Annotated in this window: 1 protein-coding gene; it reads left to right on the forward strand. The window is 66.3% G+C overall.

The annotated features are described in order from the left end of the window. Nucleotides 1–790 (forward strand): IS1380 family transposase (locus ACFO24_RS13270; protein ID WP_377738775.1); only part of this gene is annotated, 790 nt, incomplete at its 5' end. Nucleotides 791–920: the final 130 nt, after the last annotated feature.

Raw genomic sequence — 920 nt, forward strand, 5'->3', positions numbered from 1 at the left:
CTACCTGCCCCTGTACGTGTTCTGCGGCCAGCAACTGCTGTGCGCCTACTTGAGGCCCAGCAACATCGATGCGGCGCAGCACGCTGGGGCCATCCTCAAGCTGCTGGTGCGCAGACTGCGCCAGAGTTGGCCGCAGGTGCGCATCGTGTTTCGGGCCGACTCCGGGTTCTGCCGCCAACGCATCCTGAACTGGTGCGAGCGCGCCGGCGTGCACTACATCGTGGGTCTGGCGCGCAATGCACGGCTGCAGGCGCGCGTGGCGTTTGCCGAACTCTCAATGAAAGACGAATACGAGCGCAGCGGGGCCAAACAGCGCATGGTCGATGAATTCGACTACGCCGCACAGAGCTGGCCGCACGAGCGGCGCGTGATCACGCGGCTTGAATGGGGCGCGCAAGGCTGCAACCCGCGCTTCATCGTGACAAACCTTGCCGGTGATCCCCAGGCGCTGTACGACGGCGTGTACTGCCAGCGCGGCGAGGCGGAGAACCGGATCAAGGAAGCGCAGGTAGGGCTGTTCGCCACGCGCACGAGCTGCCATGTGCTGCGCTCCAACCAACTGCGCATGCTGCTGGCCGCGCTGGGCTACGTGCTGGTAGAGAGGCTGCGCGCGTTGGCGTTGCAGGGCACAGAGCTGGCCACGGCGCAGATCGACACGCTGCGCATCAAGCTGCTCAAGGTGGCGGCAGTGGTGACGCGCAACACGCGGCGCATCCGCCTGTACCTGGCCTCCAACTGGCCCAGTGCGCAGACCTTCGCGCACGCCATGAGCCAGCTGCGCTCACCCTGAACACACCAGCAGCGCCTGGCCGGCGCGATGACACAAAAACGGCCCGCAACCCAAGCCGGGGTGGGGGTCAGTGCGACGGCATTGCGCATGCCGACCATCACACCCATGGCTGCGGCCAACATCGTGGCCT

Source organism: Comamonas denitrificans, from assembly GCF_042654745.1.
Classification (GTDB): Bacteria; Pseudomonadota; Gammaproteobacteria; order Burkholderiales; family Burkholderiaceae_C; genus Comamonas; species Comamonas denitrificans.